Raw genomic sequence first — 2492 nt, forward strand, 5'->3', positions numbered from 1 at the left:
CTGGTGGTCTCCAGCACCGAGCCGGGGGTAAAGCGATACTCCTGGGCCGAGACAAACGCTGTGGGATCCACCTGGACAGGCCCAGGTAGGGTTGGCGCCTCATTAACCTCGCCGCAGCCCCCTAAGAGCAAAACCCCACACAACACTGCCAATGATCGACCTTTGAAGTTCATACGGCACTGCCTCACACACCCTAATCTGGGGAAATTCACACACAAAATGGAGGGGAAGGCACCCAACCCCCAACGCTACAGGTAGGCTGGTTGCCCCTGCTCGAGGCTATGATACCCCATATCTAGGGGATGGGCCACTTCCAGGAAAATTTCCTGGATTTGCTTTGCCGCTGGCTTGACAACGCTCTGAGATGCAGTAGAACTAACGGCAGACATTCCCCCTTGAAACGGGATCTCCACGTAATCTTGCCAATGCACATGGGCAGATTCAGTGGATCTCGGCTGGACGCAGTTGGAAGAACTTGCTGTGGTGTGAGTGAGTGGAGAATTTCTCAATGAAACGACGTTCTGGCTCAGCCCTTGGCCGTGGTGGCCTTCCCCTTCTGGCAACTTGGGCTTCGCTGGCCCTGACCACTGGTTGCAGCAGCGAGACTACCAGCGGGCTGCCGCCTCTCTTGACTGCCGATGGGTCTACACCTCCCCCCGTGGCTGTGGCTCCCACCATTTCACCCAACCTCACGCCCATCACCTTCCGCCCTGGTCCGGATTTCGCCCCCATCACCCCACCGCCGGTTCAGCCCGACCTTCCGGATCCGCCTAGTCTGTCTGGGAGGTTTAATCTTTCAGTGGGATCCGCTTTCGTAACCATCACTCTGGAAGGCTTACGTGCTCCAGGAGTGATCAGGAGCGTAGAGGTTCAGTTTTTTAACATCAGTCGCGGCACAGATATTACCAGCATCTTTTTGCCGAGGGCAATTGAGCAGTTTAGAAATACTCTAATAGGTCGCGGCAACAGCTACGGCGACAGAGACGGGATCACCCTCACCGACGGCTTTACCTTTCCGGCTGACCCGGCTGCCTATACTGCCAATGTTGCTGCAAGAGAAACAGTTTTGGTGATCTTGGTCATTCGAGATTCATTTGGTCAAGCTCTGAGGCTGGAAGCGCGCGCCCAAGCCCCCTAAGCTAGAGCTGAGCAAAGCTGTTTGTATCTGTGCCACGAGAGAGTTGAATGGCAGGAGGATGAGGGAATGAAAACGGGAAAAGTAGCTGGGGTTTTGGCTTGCTTGTGCTTGGGCTTGCTAACAGCTTGTCAACAAACTAAAGAGGGGAATCCAATCAGCTCGCTGCCAGGGCCAATCATCCCTGTGCAAAACCCAAACCCAGAACCCGGAGGAACGGGGGTAGGGCTGCCATCCACTTCTCCGATTGGATCTGTTCCCCCAGGTCAACCCAGCCCTCTTGTGCCCCCTCCTGTGTCGGCGCCGACGATCCCGCCCCTGCCCACTCCCAATCCCTCTCCCAGCATCGTTGGCCTGCCTCCAGGCCCCCCGGCTGCCCCGACGTTTACCAAGAGCTTCAGTCCTTCCACAACCTCACCAAACGCTCCCGTAACCCTAAGATTCACCATCACCAACAACTCAGGGATCCAACTGACTGGCCTCAACTTTGCAGACAGCCTGCCTGCAGGGTTGTTTGTTGCCAATCCGCCCAACCTCACCAATACCTGTGGCGGCACACCTAGTGCGCCTCCAGGCGAGGACCTAATCACTCTAAGCGGTGGAACACTGGCTGCCAATGCAACTTGTGCAGTGACTGTTCAGGTTGTTGCTTCGGCTCCGGGTACCTATACAAATCCGCCAGTAACTCTCACCAGCGCTCAAGCTCCTGCTGTTCAAAGCGCACCTGTTAATCTGTCAGTGAACCCGGTTACTGCTCCAGCGTTCACTAAGCAGTTTAATCCTAGCTCGACCCGAAGCGGCAGCACCGTGGCTGTTATCTTCACAATTACGAACACCGCAACTGTTCCCGTAACCGGCCTCAGTTTCATCGACATTTTGCCCAGCACTCCGGCTCCAGGGTTACGAATTACGAATCCAGCAGTTACCTCAAACACCTGCGGTGGCACGCTGACAGCACCTGCTGGTGGAACCATAATTTCTCTCGCGGGCGGAAGCCTAGCCGCAGGCGCCTCCTGCGTAGTTTCTGTATCGGTCGAGCAAGCTCCGCCCCTGCCTGCACCACCAGTGACCTACACCAACCTACCAGTTATTCTCTTTAGCAGCGGGGCGCCACCGGCAACTTCTGCCCGAGCCGATGTGACTTTTAACTAGAGTCGGTGTAGAGCTTCTTGCTATTGACCTCAGCAAAATGGAGACAGAGGGGTCGAGCTTTGAGCGTTCTTATGCTGCTCAAGACAGCTCAAGGAAAGGAGCTGCAAGTTTAGACAGCCCTGTAAGCTGCAGGCAATTCCCAGGCACTCTGTGCCGCTGCCGCGCCACCCCCCAACACTTGCGCAGGACTTTGGAACCAGCAGAC

General features: G+C 56.1%; 2 protein-coding genes. Both read left to right on the forward strand.

All coding sequences use genetic code 11. From position 1 onward, the window contains the following. The first annotated feature begins 508 nt into the window (after window positions 1-508). Window positions 509-1138: a hypothetical protein gene (locus NW860_RS05220; protein ID WP_414512834.1), complete on the forward strand. Its 630-nt coding sequence runs from the start codon at window positions 509-511 to the stop codon at window positions 1136-1138. 66 nt (window positions 1139-1204) lie between these two features. After that, the gene (locus NW860_RS05225; protein ID WP_414512847.1) at window positions 1205-2287 is read left to right on the forward strand and encodes a hypothetical protein; all 1083 of its coding nucleotides are present in this window, start codon (window positions 1205-1207) and stop codon (window positions 2285-2287) included. Window positions 2288-2492: the final 205 nt, after the last annotated feature.

The sequence above is a fragment of the Synechococcus sp. F70.1 genome (assembly GCF_047502745.1).
Taxonomy (GTDB): domain Bacteria; phylum Cyanobacteriota; class Cyanobacteriia; order Thermostichales; family Thermostichaceae; genus Thermostichus.

Excerpts from the sequence above, each read along its gene's own strand:
- NW860_RS05220 (WP_414512834.1), top strand. The coding sequence starts at position 509 with ATGAAACGACGTTCTGGCTCAGCCCTTGGCCGTGGTGGCCTTCCCCTT.
- NW860_RS05225 (WP_414512847.1), top strand. The coding sequence starts at position 1,205 with ATGAAAACGGGAAAAGTAGCTGGGGTTTTGGCTTGCTTGTGCTTGGGC.